Raw genomic sequence first — 20,887 nt, forward strand, 5'->3', positions numbered from 1 at the left:
CCGAGCGCCCGGATCAGCCGCCGAGCAGCAGGTACGCCCCGAGGACGCCGACCGTCCCGACCACACCGGTGCCGAGCGCGATCACCCGGCCGACCGACGTCCGTGCGGTGACCACCCCGACGACGAGCAGCACCATGCCCACGACGATCTCGACGACCCAGGTGACCGGCCCCGTGGTGTCCACGACCTGCAGGAGCGCCCGGACCCCCTCGCCGACGAGCACCGCGGCGGTGATCCCGAGCGCACCCGCCCGCCAGCGGTCGTCCCGGGACCGGACGGCCACGGCGACCGCTCCCGCGAGCACCCCGGCCGGGATCCCGATGAGCTCCCAGAACCCGAGCAGCGACAGCGAGTCCGCGAAGCCACGCAGGTTGGTCGTCGCCCAGTAGCCGACGTGCATGAGTTCGAGGAGCACGACCCCGAGCAGCATCGCGAGCGGCAGGGCGACCCGGCCGGCGCGGACACCGGCGACCGCGCAGAGCGCCACGGCGACGAGGAACCAGGGGCCGGCCGAGTTGGCGACCGACGACAGCGCGGGCACCACCTGGCCGAACGAGGTCAGGACGCCGGCCAGCAGGGCGCCGCTCAGGGCCATCGTCACGCGGGCGACCGCGGGGACCGCCGGGCACGGCACGACGCCGCCCGACGGGGACGAGGACGACGACGGGGTCGACGACGGCGCAGCTGCGGCCGGAGCACCGGCGGACATGGTCGCGTTCATGGCATCAGCATCGCGGCACCCGCCGCAGCGCACATCACCCCGTGGAGCGAGAAGGAGCCGACGACCTCACCCCAGAGGATGACCTGCAATCCCCGTCACACCACCGCCGCGAGCGATCCGCGGACCCCCGCGACCTCGCCCCCGATCCGCGTCCACGACCGCTCCAGCACGTCGACGAGCCGACCTCGGTCCGACGGCGCCATCGTGAACGGCACCCGCAGGAACCGCTCGAACCCGCCGTCGGGGCCGAACACGCCTCCCGAGGCGAGCACCACGCCCTCGGCCCGCGCGGCCAGCACCAGCGCGCTCGACACCGGCCGGCCGAGCCCCACCCACGTCGTCAACCCGCCCGCCGGCGACGGCACGTCCCACTCCGGGAGCCGCGCACGCAACGCGCCCACGACCTCGTCGCGACCCTCGCGCAGGGACGCACGCCGCGCCTCCAGGACGGCCGTCGTCCGCGGGACCAGCTCGCGCGCGACGAGCTGGTCGAGGACCGGCGTGCCCAGGTCGCCCGTCGGGCGGGCGAGGAGCAGCCGCTGCAGGAGGGCAGGCGACGCACGGATCCAGCCGATCCGCAGGCCGCCCCAGAAGACCTTGTCGGCCGACCCGATCATCACCACCGACGACCCCGACGGGTCCGCCGCTGCCAACGGCGGCGACGGCTCCCCGTCGATCCGGAGCTCGCCCATCGTCTCGTCGGCGATCACGGTGGTGCCGACCGACGCGGCGACCGACAGCAGCAGCTCGCGGGTCGACGCGGACATCGTCGCTCCGGTCGGGTTGTGCAGCTCCGGCATGACGTACGCCACGGACGGTGCGGTCCGGCGGAGCGTGGTCTCGAGCGCGGTGGCGTCCCACCCGTCGTACGCGTCGACCGGGACCCCGACGAGTCGCCCGCCGGCTTCGCGGAAGGCCTCGTGGGCGTGCGGGTAGGTCGGTGACTCCACGAGCACGGCGTCGCCGCGGCGGACGAGGACGCGGGCGAGGAGGGCGATGGCGTGCTGCGCACCGATGGTCACGATGACCTGCGACGCCTCGGTCGGCAGCCCGCGGTCCGTGTACCGATCGGCGATGGCGGCCCGGAGTCCGGGGTCGCCGACGGTGTCGTACCCGATCCCGGCGAGCGCCGCGGGGACGTGCCGCACCGCTCGTTCGACGGCCTCTGCGATGCCCGGTGCCGAGTGCAGTGCGGCCTTGCGGAGGTCGAGGACCTCGCCGTCGACCACGCCCCCGAGCCGCTCGGGGTCGGGGCGGCCGACGAGCGACGCGGGCAGGTGGACCACGCTGCCGGAGCCACGGACGGAGACGACGAAGCCGTCGGAGCGCAGCCGGGCGTAGGCGTTGGCGACGGTGGTGCGGGAGACGCCGAGCGCGGTCGCGAGTCCGCGTTCAGCCGGCAGCCGCACCCCCTGTGCCACGCGGCCGTCGATGACGAGCACCCGGATCGCGTCGGACAGGGCTTCGTACGCCGGGGCGTCGGTGCCGGCGCGCCAGTCGGTGAGCAGCAGGGCGGCGGAACGGGCACTCAGCAGGACGGGGGTCACGGGTCCACGGTAGCGCGATTGGCCCTCGACCAGCAGTCCAATCTTCGGCGACGATGCATCCATGTCCCGCAACACCGCCCTGACCATCCGCTTGGTCCAGCTCGTCGTCGGGCTGTTCCTCTACGGCGCCTCCACCGCGCTGCAGGTCCGAGCGGTCGTCGGCGTCTCGTCGTGGACCGTCCTGACGCAGGGCCTCGAGAACGTGGTGCCGTGGTCGTTCGGCGTCATCACCGTCGTGTCGAGCGGCGTGATCCTGCTGTTCTGGATCCCGCTCCGCCAGAAGCCCGGCATCGGCACGCTGCTGAACGCCCTGGCGATCGGACCGAGCGCCGACCTCGTGCTGTGGCTCGTCCCGGAGCCGGCGGGCCTCGTCCCCCGCATCGGCTTGTTCGTCGCGGGCCTGGTGCTGCTCGCGATCGCGACGGCGTTCTACATCGGCGCAGGGTTCGGCACCGGCGCCCGGGACGGCCTGATGGTCGGCCTGCACCAACGCCTCGGCTGGCCGCTCTGGCTCGCGCGCACGATCATCGAGGTGACCGTCGTCATCGTCGGGTGGATCCTCGGCGGGGACGTCGGCGCCGGGACGGTGATCGCCGCCTTCGCGATCGGCCCGATGGTGCAGCCGCTCATGCCGCTCTTCCGCCGGTTCCCGTGGAGCCCCGAGCGCACGACATCCGGCACCGGCGCGCCGACCCCCACCCTGGAGGCCCGCCCCGCCCCCGCCGCGCGCGCTTCGTGAGCAGGAATGGTCGGGTCCACTGCCCGCACCCGACCATTCCTGCTCACGATCGCCCCGCGGCCACGCATTGCCCGTGCGCCCCTTGTGGAGACACGGGTCGCGATATAACGTGTCCTCCACAGACGCGATACATCGCGAGTTCGAGGAGGCAACATGGCGCAGGAGAAGTGGCTCGTCGAAGAGCCCAAGGTCATCGACACCGGCATCGTCCGACGTTTGCGCGTCGGACTCGTCGGTGGTCAGGTGGACGTCGTCGCGCACGACGAGCCCACCGCCCGCGTGGAGATCCACAGCGTGTCCGGCAAGCCGATGAAGATCGAGGTCGACGGCGACACCCTCACCGTGGACCACCCGCAGATCCGCTGGGATGACCCGATCGGCTTCCTCAAGTCGTTCCGGGGCAAGGCCCACGCTGACGTCAGCATCCTGGTCCCCCGCGACGCCGGCATCACGCTCGGGGTCGTCTCGGCCGGCGCACTGCTCTCCGGCACGAACCGCGGCGCGACGCTCAACACGGTCTCCGGCGACCTCGTCGTCGACGGCGTCGCGGGTGACGTCACCGTGAACGCGGTCTCAGGTGCCACCACGATCCGCGAGCTCGACGGCGCCCTCACCGTGCACACCGTCTCCGGCGACGTCGTCGCCACGGGTGAGATCCCCCGCTTCCAGGCGGACGGCGTCTCGGCCGACGTCGTGCTCGACCTGCACGGCGTCCCCGACTCGGCCCGCGTGAACACGGTGTCCGGTTCGGTCAGCGTCCGGCTCGAGGACGGCGTCGCCTACCAGTGCACCGTGAGCACGGCCTCCGGCAAGCTGCAGTTCGACGACTCCGAGATCCGCGGCGTTCGCGGCTCCTACGTCAAGCAGGGCGGCGAGCTCTCCGGCCAGTGGCTGGACCTGCGCGTCAACTCCGTCTCCGGCGACATCGCGGTGCTGCACGCCCCGGCCGCGACGGAGACCCCGGCGCCGACCACCGCGGCCCCGGCCGACCCGGCGACGACCCCGTGGAACGCCGCCCCGACCAACGACGCTGCTCCGACCCACGAGGGCGAGGTGCACGAATGAGCCCGGTCTTCGCGCACGGCCACCTGCGCCTCTACCTGCTCGTGCTCCTCGCCGACCACCCGATGCACGGGTACGAGCTCATCCAGGCCCTCGGTGACCGCTTCGGCGGCACCTACGTCCCGAGCGCCGGCACCGTGTACCCGCGGCTGGCGAAGCTCGAGGACGAAGGTCTCGTCTCCAAGACCGCCGACGGCCGCAAGACCGTCTACGCGATCACCGACGCCGGCCGCGCCGAGCTCGACGCCCGCGCCGACGAGATCGCCGCGGTCGAGTCCGGGGTCGCCGACTCGGTGAAGTCCCTGGCCGACGGCGTCCGCGCCTCGGTGGGCGAGGCGATGCGGTCCCTCCGAGCGGACCTCGCAGCCTCGGCCGAGGGTCCCGGCTCCGGCCCCGAGGACGAGCCCGTGTCAGTCCCGTCGGAGAGCGCCCGCGCCCTCCGCGAGCTCGAGATGGCGCTGTCCTCGTTCCGCCAGCAGGTGCGTGCGGACCTGCGCCGTCGCGCGACCCGCGGCACGCTCGGTCCGGACACCGTCACGCGTCTGCGCGACGGTCTGGAGGCCCTGCGCAAGTCGCTCTGACGACCGACGGCCGACAGACGGTCGCGACCCGTGCCTCCCGGCAGTTCGCCAGGAGACACGGGTCGTTCCCGTGTCAGCGCCCACCCGCTGAACCGGGCTCCGTTCGCGACCGGACGCGCGCTACAGCCCGCCGTCGGCGAACGCGACCATCGCGTCCCGCAGGGCGCGTGCGGCGCCCGCGCCGGCCCAGTCGTACGCGTGCGCGAACCGCTCGTCGTGGACGTACATCTCGGCGAGCGTGCGGAACCGCTCCGCGGTGAGCTCGGCCGCCGGTGTGGCCTCGGCGAGCCAGGCGAACTGCCGTCGCGCCAGCGCCTCGGCGGCCGGTGAGTCCGACGCGTCGTCGGAGGCGGCGAGCGCTGCGGCGTCCCGTGCGATCGCACGCAGTTCCTCCTGGAACGCCTGCTTGCCGGTGGCGTCCTTGCCCTGCCACCAGGTCGTGCCGTGCTGCCAGGCGTCCGGCCCCCAGCGCTCCTCGACCTCTTGTCGGAAGCGCGTCTGGTCGAACCCGTCGAACGTGTCCGTGGCGTTCATGTCCTCTCCCTTCTCGATCCTCGTGATGGTGGTGCGCACGGCGGCGAGCTGCCGCGCGAGTCGATCCCGCTCGCGTTCGAGCCAGGCGACGTGTGCCGTGAGCGCGGTGACGTCGTCCTGCTCGCCGTCGAGGACCCGGGCGATCTCCGTCAGGCCCAGTCCGAGTCCGCGCAGGAGCAGGATGCGCTGCAGCCGGACGAGCGCGCGGTCGTCGTAGCGGCGGAGTCCGCCGTCGCCGACCGCCGTCGCCGGCAGCAGCCCGATGGCGTCGTAGTGCCGGAGCGTGCGACTGGAGACGCCCGCGGAACGCGCCACGTCCGCGATGCCGTGCGGTGCTTTCGCAGCTGTGTCGCCGATGTCTGACCGATCGCTCATGCAGGCAACGGTAGAGGTTGACGCAGCGTCAACCGCAAGGGGCGCGGCCGAACTCGTCGCCATCGCCTGCGGCTGATCCGGAATACATGCGTCGGCACCCGTGTTGACTCGCGCTTCGAAACGAGTAGGTTTGCCGCTCGTGACGAACGAGATCCGGTCGTTGAAAGCACGACTGATCGGGGATCCCCTCCCCTCCGAGAAGCTCGAAGGACAGCTCCTCCCGAAGCACCTGGCCCTGCCGATCTTCGCGAGTGACCCGCTGTCCTCTGTCGCGTACGCGCCGCAGGAACTCCTGATGATCCTGCTGCTCGGCGGCATGGCGTTCCTGACCTTCGCGCCGTGGGTGGCCGCACTCGTCGTGCTGCTCCTCGTCGTGGTCGTCGCGTCGTACCGACAGCTGATCAAGGCGTACCCGTCGGGTGGTGGCGACTACGAGGTGGCGCACCGGAACCTCGGTGAGAAGGCCGGCCTCGTCGTCGCGTCGGCGCTGCTCGTCGACTACGTGATGACCGTCGCGGTGTCGGTGGCGTCCGGCGTGGACAACATCATCTCGGCGCTCCCGATGCTCAACCAGTTCCGCGTCGAGCTCGCACTGGTGTTCGTCGTGCTGCTCGCCGCGACGAACCTGCGCGGAGTGCGGGAGTCGAGCAAGGCGTTCGCGATCCCCACCTACCTGTTCGTGGCGTCGGTCTTCGTCATGGTCGTCACCGGCCTGGTGCGGGTCGCCGCGGGCAACGCCCCCGTCGCCGAGTCCGCCGCGTACACGGTGCAGAACGTCGAGCACACCACGCAGGCGGCGTTCATCCTGCTGCTCCTCCGGGCCTTCGCGTCCGGTTGCTCGGCGCTCACCGGCGTCGAGGCGATCGCGAACGGCGTGCAGGCCTTCCGACGCCCGAAGATCAAGAACGCGCAGGCGACCCTCGTGGCGATGGGCGGCATCGCGATCGTCCTGTTCATCGGGCTCATCACCCTCGCGCTCGTGTCCCGCGTGCACTACGCCGAACGCGCCTGCGACCTGCAGGGCTTCGCGGACTGCGCGACGACGCCGCAGCGCTCCCTGATCGCCCAGATCGCGGCGGCGACGTTCGGGGACAACTCGGTGCTGTTCTTCGTCATCCAGGCGACGACCGCGGCGGTGCTCCTCCTCGCCGCGAACACGGCGTTCAACGGGTTCCCGCTGCTCGGCTCGATCCTGGCCCGTGACTCGTACGCGCCGAAGGCGCTCTCCACCCGCGGTGACCGGCTCATCTACTCGAACGGCGTGATCGTCCTGGCGCTGGTCGCCGCCGCGCTGCTCGTGGTCTACCGGGCCAACGTGACCAGCCTGATCCAGCTCTACATCATCGGCGTGTTCGTGTCGTTCACCCTCGGCCAGACGGGGATGGTCGTGCACTGGACGCGGCTGCTCCGGACGGACCCCTCCGTGAACCGGGGGCAGGTCATCCGGTCGCGGATCACCAACGCGATCGGCGCGACGTTCACCCTGGTCGTGCTCGTCATCGTCACCATCACGAAGTTCACGCACGGCGCCTGGCTGGTGTTCCTGATCATGCCGATCCTCTACGTGCTGATGCTCGGGGTGAACCGGTACTACCGCGACGTCTCCCACGAGATCGAGGCCGACGTCGAGACGAAGTTCGGTGCGACCGGCGACCACGCGATCGTGCTGGTGAACAAGCTGCAGAAGCCGGTGCTCAAGGCGCTCGACTACGCCGTCGCCGCGGAGCACGCGAGCATCGAGGCGGTCCACGTCGCGATCGACGACGCCGACGCCCAGCACCTGCGCGACCAGTGGGCGGAGTACGGCCTCCGGGTGCCGCTCACGATCATCCCGAGCCCGTACCGCGACATCTCGATGCCGCTCATCAAGTACATCAAGACCCACCGGCTCGAGCACGGCTCCGAGGTCGTCACGGTCTACACACCGGTGTTCATCGTCGGGCACTGGTGGGAGGGGCTCCTCCACAACCACCGCGGCCGTCGCATCCGCAAGAAGCTGCTGCTCGTGCACGGCGTCACGGTCGCGCTCGTGCCGTGGCTGCTCGACTCGTCGGAGCTGCTCTACGGCCGTCGGTCCCGTCCGCTGCCCGGCCAGGAGCGTCGCGGCGAGCCCGTCCGGCCGCCGTTCCGCGCCCCGGTGCCGTCCTCGCCGCCACCCGCAGACCCCGGTTCGGGGTCCGGGTCCGCAGCTTCCGACCGTCTGCTGCGGTCCGCGCAGCGCAACAGCCTGCAGCCCCGACGGGCGACGCGGCCGGCCGGTCCCGCCGAGGGTGCAGACCCCACGCTCTCGACGGGGGAGATCCACGCGCTCGTCCCGTCGCCTGCGCGCCGCGGGGCCGACGAGTCGTAGCATCTGACGTCATGACGATCTCCGACCTGCGGACGTTCGCCACGTTCGACGGCCACGGCGGCAAGGTGTCGAAGCGTGTCGAGGTCCTCGACCACGAGCCCCCGGTCGGCAGCGCCCACGAGGGACTCGTCGCGGTGCTCGGCGAACACCCCCTCGGTGCGCTCGACGAACGTGCCGCCGACGAGTCGGCCGCGCTGTCGCGTGGCGTCCCGAGCGTCGGCTGGGTGGACCCGGCCGCGCTCCGGGACTGGTACCGGCCCGACCGCGTGGTCGTCTCCCGCCTCGAGGCGCGGCAGTCCGGCATCGAACCGGGCCTGTACGCCGACTCACGCGGTCGCGGTCGCGTCCGGATCGACGGCCTGGAGGCACGACTCGCCCCCGACGGTCGGCCCGCGTTCCGCGCGCTGGCCGGTCCCGGCGACGAGCCCGTCGTGGACGTCCCGCTGCCGGTGGACCAGGCGGTCCGGCTCGTCGCGGTGACCGCCGTCGACGAGGGCCTCGAGGTCGTGACCACGCCGGTCTCCCCCTACCTGCAGCCCGGTGCGCACGACGCGTTCGACGACGACGTCCCCGGGTTGCCGCCGCGGCCGTCCAGCGGGCGGGTCGTGGTGTCGGCGACGGTCCTGCTCGACGGGGCCCTGCACGAGGTCGAGCGGATCGACGAGCGGGCGGCCACGATCTGGATCCGGCGGGACGGGCAGGTGGTCCCGATCGCGACGAGTGCCGTCGGGCCCGATCTCGTGCGGTACACGGCGGTCCCCGTCTGACGCGGGCTCGGGTTCGGCTTCGGCTTCGGCTTCGGCTTCGGTTTCGGCTTCGGCTTCGGCTTCGGGGGACGACGGGCTGCGTGGCACGTCGGGGGTGGCGCGTAGCGTCGCCGGCATGAGTGATGCAGACCAGACCATCGGCGGCGCCCGTCCGGACCCGTCGACCGACGCGAGCAAGGACCCCGAGCAGTGGGTCACCGGTGACGAGCCGATGACCGGACCGCAGCGCAGCTACCTCGACACCCTGGCTCGCGAAGCCGGCGAGGAACTCCCTGCCGACCTCACCAAGGCCGAGGCCTCGGAGCACATCGACCGCCTGCAGCAGCAGACCGGCCGCGGAGCCGACTCGTCCGGTTCCTGAGGACCGGTCCGCCGTTCGGCGGACAGCAGCCTGGGCATGTTCTGGTGATGTCCGGGAAGACCCCCGGACGAGGGGCATCGGTGACGCGTCAACGGTTAGCTTCGGGGCCATGCGAACGACATCGACCTCCATCGGCCTGACCGCGCTCCGCATCGTCCTCGGGGTGGTGTTCATCGCCCACGGCGCACAGAAGTTCGCCCAGGGCATCCCGAACGTGGCCCGGGGGTTCTCCGGCATGGGCGTGCCGTTGGCCGACGTCGCGGCGCCCCTCGTCGCGGGTCTCGAGCTCGTGGGCGGAGTGCTGCTCGTGCTCGGTGTCGCCACCCGGGTCGTGGGGGTGCTGCTCGCCGTCGACATGGTGGTGGCCGGGCTCCTCGCGCACGCCACCGCCGGGTTCTTCTCGCAGGACGGCGGGTTCGAGTACGTGCTCGTGCTCGCGGTCGGGTCGCTCGTCGTGGCGCTGACCGGCCCGGGGCGCTTCTCGCTCGACGCCTTGTTCCTGGCCGCGTCGCGCCGTCGTCGTGGCGTGCGGGAGCCCTTGCCCGCTTGACGCGCTCGCGCCCGCGCTCGCACGGTGCGACGTCGCGCGCGCCCGCCTCCCGCAGTGTGCGAGGTTCCGTGCAGTGTGCCGGGCGGTTTGCCTCGCACACTGCGCCGAACCTCGCACCGTCGCGCGGGCCCCGTCGCACCGTGCGACCCACACCCGCGGCTCTCCTCGCACCGTGCGAGGTCGCGCGACGCCTCACGCCCCGGCGAGTGCGTCCATCACCTGTCGCGCGATGAGCCGGCCGGCCCGGTTCGCCCCGATCGTCGACGCCTGGGGCCCGTAGCCGGCCAGGAACAGCCGCGGTTCCTCCACCGAGCACCCCTCGGCGACGACGACCCCGCCAGCCGAGGTCCGCAGGTGCAACGGCGCGAGGTGCCGGAGGTCCGCCCGGAACCCCGTCGCCCAGATGATCGCGTCGGCGTGCACGTGCGTGCCGTCAGCGGTCACGACACCGGTCTCGTCGATCCGCGTGAACATCGGCTCGTCCCGCAGCACACCGCGGTCGATGCCCGCACGGATGCGCCGCGACACCGGGACACCCGTGCCGCTGACGATGCTCGGCAGGACCTCGCCCGCCCGTGCTGCACGATCCTGTTCGTCCACCGCGGCGACCGCCGACTCGAGGTCGAGCGACGCCGTCTCCGCCCACACCATCGGTCGCCGGGTGAACCACCTCGTGGACCGGGCGACACCGTCGAGCTCGAGCAGGAAACCGATCGCACTCGTCCCTCCGCCGACGACGACGACGTCCTGGCGGGCGAACTCCGTCGCGCTCCGGTACTCGGTCGTGTCGACTTGACGACCCTTGAAGCGGTCGCGGCCCGGGTACCACGGCACGAACGGCGTTCCCCACGTGCCGGAGGCGTTGACGACGACGTCCGCACTGATCCGCGTCTCGGTGCCGTCCGGCGTCCTGGTCGTGACGCAGAGTCCACCGTCGGGCCCGTCGATGCGGGAAACGGACGACACGGCGACGGGCCGCCGCACACGGAGGTCGTAGTGCTGCTCGAACCGCCGGTAGTACTCGCCGACGACGTCCCGGGCGGGCCGCGATCGATCGGCATCGTCGAACTGCAGCCCCATGGCGCGCATGCCGGGCAGATCGTGCACCCGGTGGGCTGCCCCGAGCCGGAGCGCTTCCCACCGGAACTGCCACGCGCCGCCGGTGCCCGGTGCGCGGTCGAGCAGCACGAGGTCCTGCCCCGGCACGAGTCCCAGTCGGCGGAGGTGGTATCCCACTGACAGACCGGCCTGGCCCGCACCGATCACGACCACGCGGGCGTGCTGGTCGACTGGCTTCTCGAGGGGTTCGGTCATCACTTCGATTCTCCTGTGCGCGGAGCCGTCGCGGCGACGTCCAGAACGAGGTACATGGTAGAGTGATCGGCAGATTTCAAACCACGAACCGTCTGGTTCCCCGAGTGATCTTCCGTCATTCGCCAGGACCGGACCAGAGCCGAACGAGGGGGTCACGCATGGGGCGCGGCCGTCAAAAGGCGAAGCACACCAAGGTTGCCCGCGAGCTGAAGTACTTCAGCCCGCAGACGAACTACGGTGCACTCGAGCAGGAGCTCTCCGCCGGACAACACTCCGATGACGACCTCATCGACCGCTGGGCGGACCAGTACGGTCCCGATGCGGCAGAGGACACCGACGAGTTCGAGTCCCAAGAGGACCAGAACAAGTCCGCCTGACCTTCGTCGCCGTCACGCCGCGCGCCTCTGGGCAGCGCGGCGTTTCTGCGTGCCCGGACGCCTCGCACCGTGCGCTCAGAACTCACCGCGCGGACCCCGCCGACCGGTCGCGACTCCCCGCGCGGGTGACGCCGAGCGGTCACGAAGTGTCGCCCGCGGACGGTCCAAGCGACAGTTCGTGACCACTCGGCGGGCGCCTGACGGCAGGTTGTGACCACTCGGCGCAGCGCGCAGCGCAGCGCCGGCAGCAGCACCGGCAGCAGCAGCAGCGCCGGCAGCAGCAGCAGGACCGGCGGCAGCAGCAGGACCGGCGGCAGCAGCAGCCGCGGCACCAGCCCTGGAGGCACGAGCAACGCCCGCCCCGCGTCCTGCGTGACGGGCGTGGCCGGCTCGGTCAGCCCGCGTAGCTCCCGACGAGCCGCACCGCGCCGCCGTCGACACCCTTCGCGCCCTGCTCGAACCCGGTCAGGTCGCGCGCAGACGTGGCGATGGTGCCGACCGGCCACGTCGGCATGCCCGCGGCACCGAGCGAAGCGATGACGTCGGCAGCGGCACCCGCGGAGACGACGGCGAACATGCCGATGCCCAGGTTCCAGGTGCCCTCGGTGTCCTCGATCGGGGTCCCCGCCATCGAAGCGAGCACCCGGAAGACGGGGAGCGGCTGCCAGGTGGAGCGGTCGACCTCGACCCAGGAGCCGACGGGCAGCACGCGCGCCAGGTTCGCCGCGATGCCACCACCGGTGACGTGCGACAGGGAGTGCACGGCGCCGGGGTGCTGCGCGAGCAGGTCGAGCAGCGGCGTCGTGTACAAGCGAGTCGGCTCGAGCAGCGCTTCGCCGACGGTGACACCAGCGAACTCGGGCAGCTGGTCGGTGAACCCGACGTTCCGCGACGCCAGGATGTGCCGGACGAGCGAGTAGCCGTTCGAGTGCAACCCCGAGGACTCGATCGCGAGCACGACGTCGCCGTCCTGCACGAGGTGCGCTCCGAGCTGCGCATCGGCCTCGACGACACCCGTCGCCGCGCCGGCCACGTCGTAGTCGTCCGGCCCGAGCAGCCCCGGGTGTTCGGCGGTCTCGCCACCGACGAGTGCGGTCCCCGTCTCCGCGCAGCCGCGGGCGATGCCGGCGACGATGTCCGCGATGCGGTTCGGGACGACGCGCCCGCAGGCGATGTAGTCCGTCATGAAGAGGGGCTTCGCGCCGACCACGACGATGTCGTCGACGACCATGCCGACCAGGTCCTGCCCGATGGTGTCGTGCTTGTCGATCGCCTGCGCGATGGCGACCTTGGTGCCGACGCCGTCGGTCGAGGTCGCGAGCAACGGGTGTGAGAAGTCCTTCAGGAACGCCACGTCGTAGAGTCCGGCGAAGCCACCGACGCCGCCCAGCACCTGCGCGTTGTGGGTGGCCGCGACTGCGGACTTCATGAGTTCGACGGCCAGGTCACCGGCAGCGGTGTCCACTCCGGCTTCGGCGTACGGGTTGGGCATGCGGAGTCCTTCGCGGTGACATGGCAGACTTGTTCGGTACCCCCCGATTCTACGGTCTGGAGCACACCCGCGAATGTGCGGCATCGTCGGCCTTGTTGCGCAGGGCCCAGCCAACCAATCCATCTACGACGCACTGCTCCTCCTGCAGCACCGCGGGCAGGACTCGACGGGCATCGCCACGGTCGAGGGTCACGTGCACCACATGCACAAGACCCGCGGTCACGTGCGCGAGTCGTTCCGTACCCGTGACATGCGTGCCCTCCTCGGCACCATGGGCCTCGGGCACGTGCGGTACGCCACGAAGGGTGCCGCGAGCAACGAGGAAGAAGCGCAGCCGTTCTACGTGAACGCGCCGTACGGCATCGTCCTCGTCCACAACGGCAACCTCACCAACACGCGGGAACTGACGCGTGAACTGTTCGACATCGACCGTCGGCACCTCAACACCACGTCGGACACCGAACTCCTGGTGAACGTGCTGGCGCACGAGCTGCAGGGGCAGGTCCGCGGCACGGACCTCGACCCGGGTCAGGTCTTCGACGCCGTCGAGCGCGTGCACGAGCGCGTCGAGGGCTCCTACGCCACCATCGCCACGATCGCCGGCCACGGGCTCCTGGCGTTCCGCGACCCGTTCGGCATCCGGCCGCTGATCCTCGGGCACAAGTTCGACGAGGCCGGCAAGCCGGAGTGGGTCGTCGCGAGCGAGTCGCTCGTCCTCGAGTCCGGCGGCTACGAGATCGTCCGCGACGTCGCCCCCGGCGAAGCGATCTTCATCGAGATGAACGGGCAGATGCACGCCCGCCAGTGCGCGAAGAACCCGCGGCTCGTGCCGTGCTCGTTCGAGTACGTGTACCTGGCCCGTCCGGACTCCGTGATGAACGGCATCTCCGTCTACGACGCGCGTCTGCGTCTCGGCAACCGCTTGGCCGACACGATCGCCCAGTACGCCCCGACCGGCGACATCGACGTGGTCATGCCGATCCCGGACTCCTCCCGGCCCGCCGCGATGCAGGTCGCGCAGAAGCTCGGCATCGAGTACCGCGAGGGCTTCTACAAGAACCGCTACGTCGGCCGCACGTTCATCATGCCGGGGCAGGCGGAGCGCAAGCGTTCCGTGCGTCAGAAGCTCAACGCGATGTCGTCGGAGTTCAAGGGCAAGAACATCCTGATCGTCGACGACTCGATCGTGCGCGGCACGACGAGCAAGGAGATCGTGGAGATGGCCCGCGCCGCCGGTGCGAACGAGGTCACCTTCACGAGCGCCGCTCCCCCGGTCCGCTACCCGCACGTCTACGGCATCAACATGCCGACGCGCGAGGAACTGATCGCGCACGACCGGAAGATCCCGGAGATCAACCGCGTGCTCGGCAGCGACCACCTGATCTACCAGGAGATCGGCGACATGCGGGACGCGATCATCGAGGGGTCCGACGTGACCGATCTCGAGATGAGCTGCTTCACGGGTGAGTACGTCACGGGCACCGTGAGCCCGGAGTACCTGTCCTGGGTCGAAGCGAACCAGCTCAGCTGAGTGGGGGTCGCGAACGCGACCCGTCAACGGCCGGGAGGCGCGGTGCCAGCTGGCACCGCGCCTCCCGGCCGTTGATCTGGTGGCGGCTACTGCCGCTGGTCGCCGTGGTCGTCGATCTCACCCTCGACCGTCTCGGGCGGCAGTTCGACCTCGACGCGCTCAGCGGTCAGGCGTGCCGCACGACGGGCGTAGACCCGGTCGAACACGACGGCGGTGACTGCGCCGACGAAGGCACCGGCGGTGACGCCCCACAGGCTGAAGTAGCCGACGAGGCTGCCGAAGCTCGATTCCTCCTGCTGGCCGCCGAGGTTCATGGTGAGCGAGACGACCACGAGGGTGGCGAGGAAGCCGAGGACGGCACCGCCGACGATGAAGACGCCGAACTTCGGGGCTCGGCGGATCGTCACCTCGTCGGAGGAGGAGACGGTGGTCGGTGCCGGAGCCGGGCGTTCGTCGGGTCCATCGGTGTTGCTCACCCTCCCATTGTCCCCCACTGTGGGACGTGCTCCGGCCTGTCCGCCGCGCGCGATCCGGGGGAGGATGGACGGACTCGTTGGTATCCCATGGGCAGGAGGTGATCCGGATGCGTGAACGCACGGTGCCGGGTCGCGACCGCACCCCCGCCATCCCTGCCCGGATCGCGTGGCCCGTCATGCAGCGCCGCGAGGAGGACCGCGCGGTCTCCGTCGTCGCGGAGCACCACTGGAGCGTCGCCCTCGTCGGCGCCCCGGGGCTCGGCAAGAGCACCGCGGCCGCCCGGGTCACGGACCGGGTCGCCGGCCGCGACGCCACCGGCCGGACCGTCGTCGTGCCCATCACGGCCGTCGCCGCCGGGCGGTCGATGCCGTTCGGGGTCATCGCGGAGCGCTTCGGCGAGCTGCCGGCGACCCTCACCGAGCTCTCCGACGACGCCGGCGCCGAGGAACGCCTCCGCTCGATCTCCGAGTTCGCCGACCGCGACGTGCTGCTCCGCGTCGACGACGCCGACCACCTCGACGCGATCTCGGCCCGGTACGTCGCGTGGCTCGTCCGGCACCAGGGCGCGCGGCTCGTCCTGACCTGCCGTGACTTCACCGCCCTGCCCGAACCGCTCCGCACGCTGTGGCAGGACGACCTGCTCGAACGGATCGACCTCGAGCCGCTGGTGCTGCACGAGACGACGGCACTCGTGGCCGAGGCGCTCGGGTCGCAGCTCGAGACGGCGTCGGCCGAACGGCTGCAACGCGCCACCGCCGGGAACCCCCTCTACCTGCGCGAGGTCGTCCGGGCTGCCCGAGCGTCCGGTGCTCTGGAGCACACCGCGTCCGGCTGGTACTGGCGCGGCCGGATCACCGCGTCGAACAGCCTCGCCGACATGTACCGGACGGAGCTCGGGTCGCTGCCGGAGGACCTCCGCGACGTCGTCGACATCGTCGCCCTGGCCGACCCGATCCCCCTCACCCGGCTGCTCGGACTGGTCTCCGGCGGCGACGTCGACCGCGTGGTGGCGCTCGGCCTGGTCCGGATCGACTCGCTCGACGACGGCGCGGCGGTCGCCCGTCCGCAGCACCCCCTGATCGGTGAGGTCATCCGGGGCCTGGTGCCGGTCGCCCGGCGTAGCGCCCTCTTCGCGCGGGCCAACGGCTTCCGTGCCGACCGGCACGAGGGTGCGCCGCCCGCGGCCCGGCTCCGAGCCGCGCTCTGGGCACTCGAGTGCGGCGTGATGCCGCCGACCGACCAGCTCCTCGACGCTGCACACGTCGCCGTGCGACTGCAGGAGCACGAGAGCGCGATCGCCCTCAGCTCTGCCGCGCTCCGCACCCAGCTGCACCCGGACGAGCAGGTCGCAGCGCACTGCCTCCGCTCGCTCGCGCACTCGTACAGCACCGGGCGCGAGGCCGGGCGGGCCGACGCCGAGGCCGCGTGGGCGCTGGTCCGTGCCGACCCCGAGGCGGTCGACGACGCCTCGGTCATCGAGGCCTGCGAGACCCTCGCGAACATCCGCCAGTTCCACGACGACGACGTGCTCGCCGCGGTCGCGCTCACGGACGTCGCCGCCCGTCTGGTGTCCGGCGACGCCGTCGAACGACTCCGCCTGCTGCGACTCGCGCACCTCGGCTGGGGCGGGCGCTTCGACGAGGTCCGCGCCGAGGTCGACCGGACGGACGTCGTGCACGCGCCGACGATCCCGGTCGCGTTCCTCTGCATCGCACCCTGCGCCGTGATGGCCCTCGCGACCGCCGGACGGCTCGACGACGCCTCGGCCCTCGGTCGCCGGGCCCTCGCCACCGCCGTCGAGCACCTGGAAGACGCGCCGTGGAGCGTCGGTGAGATCGTCTCGGTGCTCCACCAGGTGCAGGTCTGGCGAGGCGACCTGGCCGACCTCATCACCGAGGTGCCGGTCCGACGCTCCAGCCCCTACCTGAAGTACGACTTCACGCTCGAGCTCATCGGCGACGGCAACCTGGCGATCGGGCAGCGCCGGTGGGACGACGCCATCGCCGCGTTCTCGGCGGCCTGCGAACGGTACGACGTGGCAGACCACGGAGGCTTCGCCGCCTACCCGTGGGCGCGACTCGCGATGGCGTACGCCTACGCCGGCCGACTCGAGGACGCGACGAAGGCCCTCGACCGCGCCCGCGCCACACCGCTCCGGGCGATGCGGATCACCGGCGAGCAGGTCGCGGTGTCGATCTCGTGGTCCGAGGCCGTGCTCGGCAACCCCGCCGGGCTGCAGCACGCCGACGACATCATCGAGCGGGGCACCGCCTCCGGCTCGTGGACCCACGTCATGTACGGCGAGACGCTGCACTACTCGATGGACATGCTGAACGGTCGGGACACCGCGGCGTCGCTCGACCGGATGCGGGCGGCGGCGCAGCGGGTCGACGGTCCCCTGGCCGCCGCGATCGTCGAGTACGCCGACGCCGTCCGGTCCCGGGACCACACACGTGTGGTCGCGGCGCAGGGGGTGCTCGCGTCGCACGGCATGGCGGTCTCGGCCGGACGGACGAAACCACCCCTGACGAAACGCGAGTACGAGGTCGCCGAGCTCGCCGCGCAGGGCCTGAGCAACCGCCGGATCGCCGAGACCCTCGGCCGGTCGACACGCACGATCGACGCGCACCTGTCGCGGGTGTTCGCGAAGTGGGACCTGCACGCGCGGTCGGAGCTCACGGAGCTGTTCTGAGCGCGTGCGGTCGGTGTCGGCCTGACCACGGCCCGTGTTGCCTTGACCACGGTCGGTGTTGCCTTGACCACGGTCGGTGTTGCCTGACCGCGCAGGACCGGGACGACCGTTCTGCCCCCGTTGACGCAAGAACGTTGCGGATTGCAGCACGACGCGCCGCCGTGGTTGACACGTTGTGTGGAACTTCGCGTACCTTGGTCCCTGTCGCCGGGTTCGGACCCGTTCGGGTCGGGTCCGAATCCCGGCGACTTCAAGCCTAGGGAACCGATCGGTGCGTACGCATCGGTAGGTGTTACCTAATTCGAACCGGCAGGAACGCCGTCAGATCCGCTCGTGATCCAGATGCGCTCACCCGCGACTGCGCGGCCGCCTCGTCCCACGTCAGCGCTCCCGTCGCCAGGGCGATCCACGTCGCCGCATCCGTCTCGACGACGTTCGGTGGCGTGCCACGGGTGTGCCGCGGACCGGGAACGGCCTGCACCGCGGCGAACGGCGGGACACGGACCTCGACGCTGTTGCCGGGGACGTCGTCCGCCAGGCACTGCAGGGTCCACCGGACCGCGGTCGCCAGGACGGGCCTGGCCGTCTCCCCCTGCTGCACGGCGGCCAGCGCTGCACGGCCTTCGGCGTCCTCGATCCTCCTGGGTGGCATCTCCACAGGCTAGCCGTCGCATCGCGGCGGACTCGCCCTGCTCGGTAGGGTGATCGGGTGCGAATCCTCGTCCTCGGTTCCGGTGCCCGCGAGCACGCGATCATCACGGCCCTCCTCGCTGAGCGGGCCGGTCACGTCATCACGGCTGCTCCCGGCAACGCCGGCATCGCTGCCGACGTCGAGACCGTCTCCCTCGACCCCACCAACGGGGCTCTCGTCGCCGAGTACGCGATCGAGAACGACGTCGAACTCGTCGTCGTCGGGCCCGAAGCGCCGCTCATCGCCGGCGTGGCCGACCCGGTGCGCACCCGCGGCATCCCGGTCTTCGGTCCCGGCAAGGCCGCCGCGCAGCTCGAGGGCTCGAAGGCCTTCGCGAAGCGCATCATGTCCGAGGCGAACGTGCCGACCGGTCGCCCCGTCTACGCCGGCACCGCCGAAGAAGCGATCGCCGCCATCGACGAGCTCGGCGCCCCCTACGTCGTGAAGGCCGACGGCCTCGCTGCGGGGAAGGGCGTCCTCGTGACCGAGGACCGTCAGGCCGCGATCGACCACGCGACCTACTGGCTGCAGCACGGGCACGTCGTGGTCGAGGAGTTCCTCGACGGCGAAGAGGTCTCGTTGTTCTTCCTGAGCGACGGGCACGACGTCCGACCGCTCAGCCCCGCCCAGGACTACAAGCGTCTGGCCGACGGCGACCTCGGACCGAACACCGGCGGCATGGGGGCGTACTCGCCGCTGCCGTGGCTCGCCGACCGCTGGGAGTCCGAGCAGGCGTTCGTGGACGAGGTCACCGACCTCGTCGCACTCCCCACCGTCCGCCGGCTCGAGCACGAGGGCACACCGTTCGTCGGGCTGCTCTACTGCGGCCTGATCGTCACCGAGCAGGGCGTCCGGGTCATCGAGTTCAACGCACGCTTCGGCGACCCGGAGACCCAGGTCGTCCTCCCCCGCCTGGCGACGCCGCTGAGCGGACTGCTGCTCGCCGCCGCGACGGGCCAGCTCGGGGGCACCCCGGCACCCTCGTTCCGTCCGGACGCAGCGGTCACGGTCGTGCTCGCGAGCGAGGGCTACCCGGAGAACCCGCAGACGGGCCGGCCCATCACCGGCATCGACGCCGCGAACGCCCGCGAAGGGGTCTCGGTCGCGCACGCGGCCACCGGGGTGCTCGACGATGCACTCGTCGCCACCGGCGGCCGGGTCCTCAGCGTCGTCGCGACCGGCGCGGACTTCGCCGAGGCACGCGAACGGGCCTACGCGGGCCTCGGGGACATCACCCTGCAGGGCGCGCAGTACCGCACCGACATCGCCGCGAAGGTCACCCGATGAGCGCCGCGCCGACGATCGAAGGCTGGGACCACGTCTCCTCCGGCAAGGTCCGCGAGCTCTACGTGCCGACGGGCACCCCGGACATCCAGAGCGCGACCGAACTGCTGCTCGTCGCCTCGGACCGGGTCAGCGCCTACGACTTCGCGCTCGAGCCGCCGATCCCCGGCAAGGGCGAGCTGCTCACCCGGCTCTCGCGGTTCTGGTTCACGCAGCTGAGCGACGTCCCGAACCACATCATCGGCCCGTCGTCCGGCGGCACCCCCGTCCCCGCCGAGTTCGAGTCCCGGTCCATGCACGTCATGCCGCTCGAGATGTTCCCCGTCGAGTGCGTCGTGCGCGGCTACCTGGTCGGCAGCGGTTGGGCGGAGTACCAGGAGTCCGGCAGCGTCTGCGGCGTGGCACTCCCCGCCGGGCTGTCGAACGGCGACCGGCTGCCGGAACCGATCTACACGCCGGCGTACAAGGCGCCGCAGGGTGAGCACGACGAGAACATCTCGTACGAGCAGACCGTCGACCTGGTCGGGGCCGAGGTGGCCGCGACGCTGCGCGAGCTGTCGTTGCACGTGTACACCGAGGCGGCGGCGATCGCGCTCGACCGCGGTGTCGTCATCGCGGACACCAAGTTCGAGTTCGGGCGCGATGCCACCGGCCGGATCCGGATCGCGGACGAGGTCCTGACGAGTGACTCGAGCCGCTACTGGGACGCCCGTTCCGGTGGCCGGACCGATTCGTTCGACAAGCAGATCGTGCGGGACTGGCTCAGCGCGAACTGGGATCGGCAGGGTACGCCGCCGGTGCTCCCCGACGCGATCGTGGAGCGCACGGCCGCCCGCTACGCCGAGCTCATCGAGCGCCTGGGCGCGTAGCACGCGCGCAACGGTCCGGCGGTCGGGTCCGGTCGGACGGTCGGTCGCGGGCGCTGCCGTGCGGTGACGGGCGCTCGGTCGTGGGCGCTGCCGTGCGCTGACGGGCGCTCGGGCCGAGGGGTCACAACTCGCCACTCACGTTCGGCGAGCGGTCACGAACTGTCACCCGGAACCCCGCCAGCCGACACTTCGTGACACCTCGGCGCAGACCCGGCGGCGTGTTGCGACCACTCGGGCGCGGGCGCTGCGCGGGCGGTCGGTCGGGCTGCTGTCCGCTCGGGCCGAGGGGGTCACAACTCGCCGCTCACGTTCGGCGAGCGGTCACGAACTGTCGCCCGGAGCCCCGCCAGCCGACACTTCGTGACACCTCGGCGGAACTCCGGCGGCGTGTTGCGACCGGTCGGGCGCGGGCGCGGGCGGTGCGTCCGCTCGGGTCGTCGCGCTGCCGCGCGCGCTCGGGCCGAGGGGTCACAACTCGCCGCTCACGTTCGGCGAGCGGTCACGAACTGTCGCCCGGAGCCCCGCCAGCCGACACTTCGTGACACCTCGGCGGAACTCCGGCGGCGTGTTGTG

19 protein-coding genes are annotated in these 20,887 nt (G+C 71.7%); 12 read left to right on the plus strand and 7 right to left on the minus strand.

Annotated features, from left to right (window positions below):
- Nucleotides 1–13 precede the first annotated feature (13 nt).
- Both EDF19_RS03810 and EDF19_RS03815 read right to left on the minus strand, forming a co-directional pair.
- Nucleotides 14–721 carry a DUF6518 family protein gene (locus tag EDF19_RS03810; protein WP_123679558.1) on the minus strand — a complete coding sequence of 236 codons (708 nt, stop codon included), beginning with the start codon at nucleotides 719–721 and terminating at the stop codon, nucleotides 14–16.
- 95 nt (nucleotides 722–816) lie between these two features.
- Nucleotides 817–2,268, minus strand: a complete 1,452-nt coding sequence (locus tag EDF19_RS03815) for a PLP-dependent aminotransferase family protein (RefSeq protein ID WP_260216905.1) — start codon at nucleotides 2,266–2,268, stop codon at nucleotides 817–819.
- A gap of 61 nt (nucleotides 2,269–2,329) precedes the next feature.
- On the opposite strand from EDF19_RS03815, the gene EDF19_RS03820 reads away from it, so the two are divergent.
- The 3 genes from EDF19_RS03820 (at nucleotide 2,330) to EDF19_RS03835 (ending at nucleotide 4,650) form a co-directional block, all read left to right on the plus strand.
- Entirely contained in the window at nucleotides 2,330–3,007 is a 678-nt protein-coding gene (locus EDF19_RS03820) for a YitT family protein (protein ID WP_123679560.1), read from the plus strand.
- Nucleotides 3,008–3,160: 153 nt separating this feature from the next.
- Nucleotides 3,161–4,072, plus strand: coding sequence for a DUF4097 domain-containing protein (locus tag EDF19_RS03825; protein ID WP_260216907.1), 912 nt, complete (start codon nucleotides 3,161–3,163; stop codon nucleotides 4,070–4,072).
- The gene (locus EDF19_RS03835) at nucleotides 4,069–4,650 is read left to right on the plus strand and encodes a PadR family transcriptional regulator (protein ID WP_123679561.1); all 582 of its coding nucleotides are present in this window, start codon (nucleotides 4,069–4,071) and stop codon (nucleotides 4,648–4,650) included. Before EDF19_RS03825 ends, EDF19_RS03835 begins: the two co-directional genes overlap by 4 nt.
- 120 nt (nucleotides 4,651–4,770) lie before the next feature.
- Here the strand turns inward: EDF19_RS03835 and EDF19_RS03840 are convergent, their stop codons facing one another.
- Complete coding sequence (locus EDF19_RS03840; protein ID WP_123679562.1) at nucleotides 4,771–5,559, minus strand: MerR family transcriptional regulator; 789 nt, start codon at nucleotides 5,557–5,559, stop codon at nucleotides 4,771–4,773.
- Nucleotides 5,560–5,689: 130 nt separating this feature from the next.
- Between EDF19_RS03840 and EDF19_RS03845 the strand changes: the two genes are divergently transcribed.
- The 4 genes from EDF19_RS03845 (at nucleotide 5,690) to EDF19_RS03860 (ending at nucleotide 9,587) form a co-directional block, all read left to right on the plus strand.
- Nucleotides 5,690–7,909, plus strand: coding sequence for an APC family permease (locus EDF19_RS03845; RefSeq protein WP_123679563.1), 2,220 nt, complete (start codon nucleotides 5,690–5,692; stop codon nucleotides 7,907–7,909).
- A gap of 11 nt (nucleotides 7,910–7,920) precedes the next feature.
- On the plus strand, nucleotides 7,921–8,676 hold the full coding sequence (locus EDF19_RS03850) for a hypothetical protein (protein WP_123679564.1): 756 nt from the start codon (nucleotides 7,921–7,923) through the stop codon (nucleotides 8,674–8,676).
- Between the two features lie 115 nt (nucleotides 8,677–8,791).
- Nucleotides 8,792–9,037, plus strand: coding sequence for a DUF3072 domain-containing protein (locus EDF19_RS03855; RefSeq protein WP_123679565.1), 246 nt, complete (start codon nucleotides 8,792–8,794; stop codon nucleotides 9,035–9,037).
- Nucleotides 9,038–9,146: 109 nt separating this feature from the next.
- Nucleotides 9,147–9,587, plus strand: coding sequence for a DoxX family protein (locus EDF19_RS03860; protein ID WP_123679566.1), 441 nt, complete (start codon nucleotides 9,147–9,149; stop codon nucleotides 9,585–9,587).
- Between the two features lie 192 nt (nucleotides 9,588–9,779).
- On the opposite strand, the gene EDF19_RS03865 is transcribed toward EDF19_RS03860, so the two are convergent.
- Nucleotides 9,780–10,901, minus strand: a complete 1,122-nt coding sequence (locus EDF19_RS03865) for an NAD(P)-binding domain-containing protein (protein ID WP_123679567.1) — start codon at nucleotides 10,899–10,901, stop codon at nucleotides 9,780–9,782.
- A 158-nt stretch (nucleotides 10,902–11,059) separates the two neighbouring features.
- Between EDF19_RS03865 and EDF19_RS03870 the strand changes: the two genes are divergently transcribed.
- Nucleotides 11,060–11,278, plus strand: a complete 219-nt coding sequence (locus tag EDF19_RS03870) for a DUF3073 domain-containing protein (protein WP_123679568.1) — start codon at nucleotides 11,060–11,062, stop codon at nucleotides 11,276–11,278.
- A gap of 394 nt (nucleotides 11,279–11,672) precedes the next feature.
- Here the strand turns inward: EDF19_RS03870 and purM are convergent, their stop codons facing one another.
- On the minus strand, nucleotides 11,673–12,770 hold the full coding sequence (gene purM, locus EDF19_RS03875; protein ID WP_123679569.1) for a phosphoribosylformylglycinamidine cyclo-ligase: 1,098 nt from the start codon (nucleotides 12,768–12,770) through the stop codon (nucleotides 11,673–11,675).
- A gap of 73 nt (nucleotides 12,771–12,843) precedes the next feature.
- Between purM and purF the strand changes: the two genes are divergently transcribed.
- Nucleotides 12,844–14,301 (plus strand): amidophosphoribosyltransferase, encoded by a 1,458-nt coding sequence (gene purF, locus EDF19_RS03880; RefSeq protein WP_123679570.1) that lies wholly within the window; start codon nucleotides 12,844–12,846, stop codon nucleotides 14,299–14,301.
- 86 nt (nucleotides 14,302–14,387) lie between these two features.
- Here the strand turns inward: purF and EDF19_RS03885 are convergent, their stop codons facing one another.
- Nucleotides 14,388–14,777, minus strand: coding sequence for a hypothetical protein (locus tag EDF19_RS03885; protein ID WP_123679571.1), 390 nt, complete (start codon nucleotides 14,775–14,777; stop codon nucleotides 14,388–14,390).
- Between the two features lie 107 nt (nucleotides 14,778–14,884).
- On the opposite strand from EDF19_RS03885, the gene EDF19_RS03890 reads away from it, so the two are divergent.
- A complete protein-coding gene (locus tag EDF19_RS03890; RefSeq protein ID WP_148071023.1) occupies nucleotides 14,885–17,470 on the plus strand; it encodes a LuxR C-terminal-related transcriptional regulator in 2,586 nt (861 codons plus the stop codon).
- Between the two features lie 292 nt (nucleotides 17,471–17,762).
- Here EDF19_RS03890 and EDF19_RS03895 read toward each other — a convergent pair whose 3' ends face one another.
- Nucleotides 17,763–18,122: a sterol carrier family protein gene (locus EDF19_RS03895; RefSeq protein ID WP_123679932.1), complete on the minus strand. Its 360-nt coding sequence runs from the start codon at nucleotides 18,120–18,122 to the stop codon at nucleotides 17,763–17,765.
- Between the two features lie 57 nt (nucleotides 18,123–18,179).
- Between EDF19_RS03895 and purD the strand changes: the two genes are divergently transcribed.
- Nucleotides 18,180–19,448 (plus strand): phosphoribosylamine--glycine ligase, encoded by a 1,269-nt coding sequence (gene purD / locus EDF19_RS03900; protein ID WP_123679573.1) that lies wholly within the window; start codon nucleotides 18,180–18,182, stop codon nucleotides 19,446–19,448.
- A complete protein-coding gene (locus tag EDF19_RS03905; protein ID WP_123679574.1) occupies nucleotides 19,445–20,314 on the plus strand; it encodes a phosphoribosylaminoimidazolesuccinocarboxamide synthase in 870 nt (289 codons plus the stop codon). The genes purD and EDF19_RS03905 overlap by 4 nt, the downstream gene beginning before the upstream one ends.
- Nucleotides 20,315–20,887: the final 573 nt, after the last annotated feature.

Source organism: Curtobacterium sp. PhB115, from assembly GCF_003752025.1.
GTDB lineage: Bacteria > Actinomycetota > Actinomycetes > Actinomycetales > Microbacteriaceae > Curtobacterium.

What these genes read in the sequence shown, in the direction of transcription:
- EDF19_RS03810 (WP_123679558.1), bottom strand. Translation starts at nt 721, where the DNA reads ATGAACGCGACCATGTCCGCCGGTGCTCCGGCCGCAGCTGCGCCGTCG.
- EDF19_RS03820 (WP_123679560.1), top strand. Translation starts at nt 2,330, where the DNA reads ATGTCCCGCAACACCGCCCTGACCATCCGCTTGGTCCAGCTCGTCGTC.
- EDF19_RS03825 (WP_260216907.1), top strand. Translation starts at nt 3,161, where the DNA reads ATGGCGCAGGAGAAGTGGCTCGTCGAAGAGCCCAAGGTCATCGACACC.
- EDF19_RS03835 (WP_123679561.1), top strand. Translation starts at nt 4,069, where the DNA reads ATGAGCCCGGTCTTCGCGCACGGCCACCTGCGCCTCTACCTGCTCGTG.
- EDF19_RS03840 (WP_123679562.1), bottom strand. Translation starts at nt 5,559, where the DNA reads ATGAGCGATCGGTCAGACATCGGCGACACAGCTGCGAAAGCACCGCAC.
- EDF19_RS03850 (WP_123679564.1), top strand. Translation starts at nt 7,921, where the DNA reads ATGACGATCTCCGACCTGCGGACGTTCGCCACGTTCGACGGCCACGGC.
- EDF19_RS03855 (WP_123679565.1), top strand. Translation starts at nt 8,792, where the DNA reads ATGAGTGATGCAGACCAGACCATCGGCGGCGCCCGTCCGGACCCGTCG.
- EDF19_RS03860 (WP_123679566.1), top strand. Translation starts at nt 9,147, where the DNA reads ATGCGAACGACATCGACCTCCATCGGCCTGACCGCGCTCCGCATCGTC.
- EDF19_RS03865 (WP_123679567.1), bottom strand. Translation starts at nt 10,901, where the DNA reads ATGACCGAACCCCTCGAGAAGCCAGTCGACCAGCACGCCCGCGTGGTC.
- EDF19_RS03870 (WP_123679568.1), top strand. Translation starts at nt 11,060, where the DNA reads ATGGGGCGCGGCCGTCAAAAGGCGAAGCACACCAAGGTTGCCCGCGAG.
- purM (WP_123679569.1), bottom strand. Translation starts at nt 12,770, where the DNA reads ATGCCCAACCCGTACGCCGAAGCCGGAGTGGACACCGCTGCCGGTGAC.
- purF (WP_123679570.1), top strand. Translation starts at nt 12,844, where the DNA reads ATGTGCGGCATCGTCGGCCTTGTTGCGCAGGGCCCAGCCAACCAATCC.
- EDF19_RS03890 (WP_148071023.1), top strand. Translation starts at nt 14,885, where the DNA reads ATGCGTGAACGCACGGTGCCGGGTCGCGACCGCACCCCCGCCATCCCT.
- EDF19_RS03895 (WP_123679932.1), bottom strand. Translation starts at nt 18,122, where the DNA reads ATGCCACCCAGGAGGATCGAGGACGCCGAAGGCCGTGCAGCGCTGGCC.
- EDF19_RS03905 (WP_123679574.1), top strand. Translation starts at nt 19,445, where the DNA reads ATGAGCGCCGCGCCGACGATCGAAGGCTGGGACCACGTCTCCTCCGGC.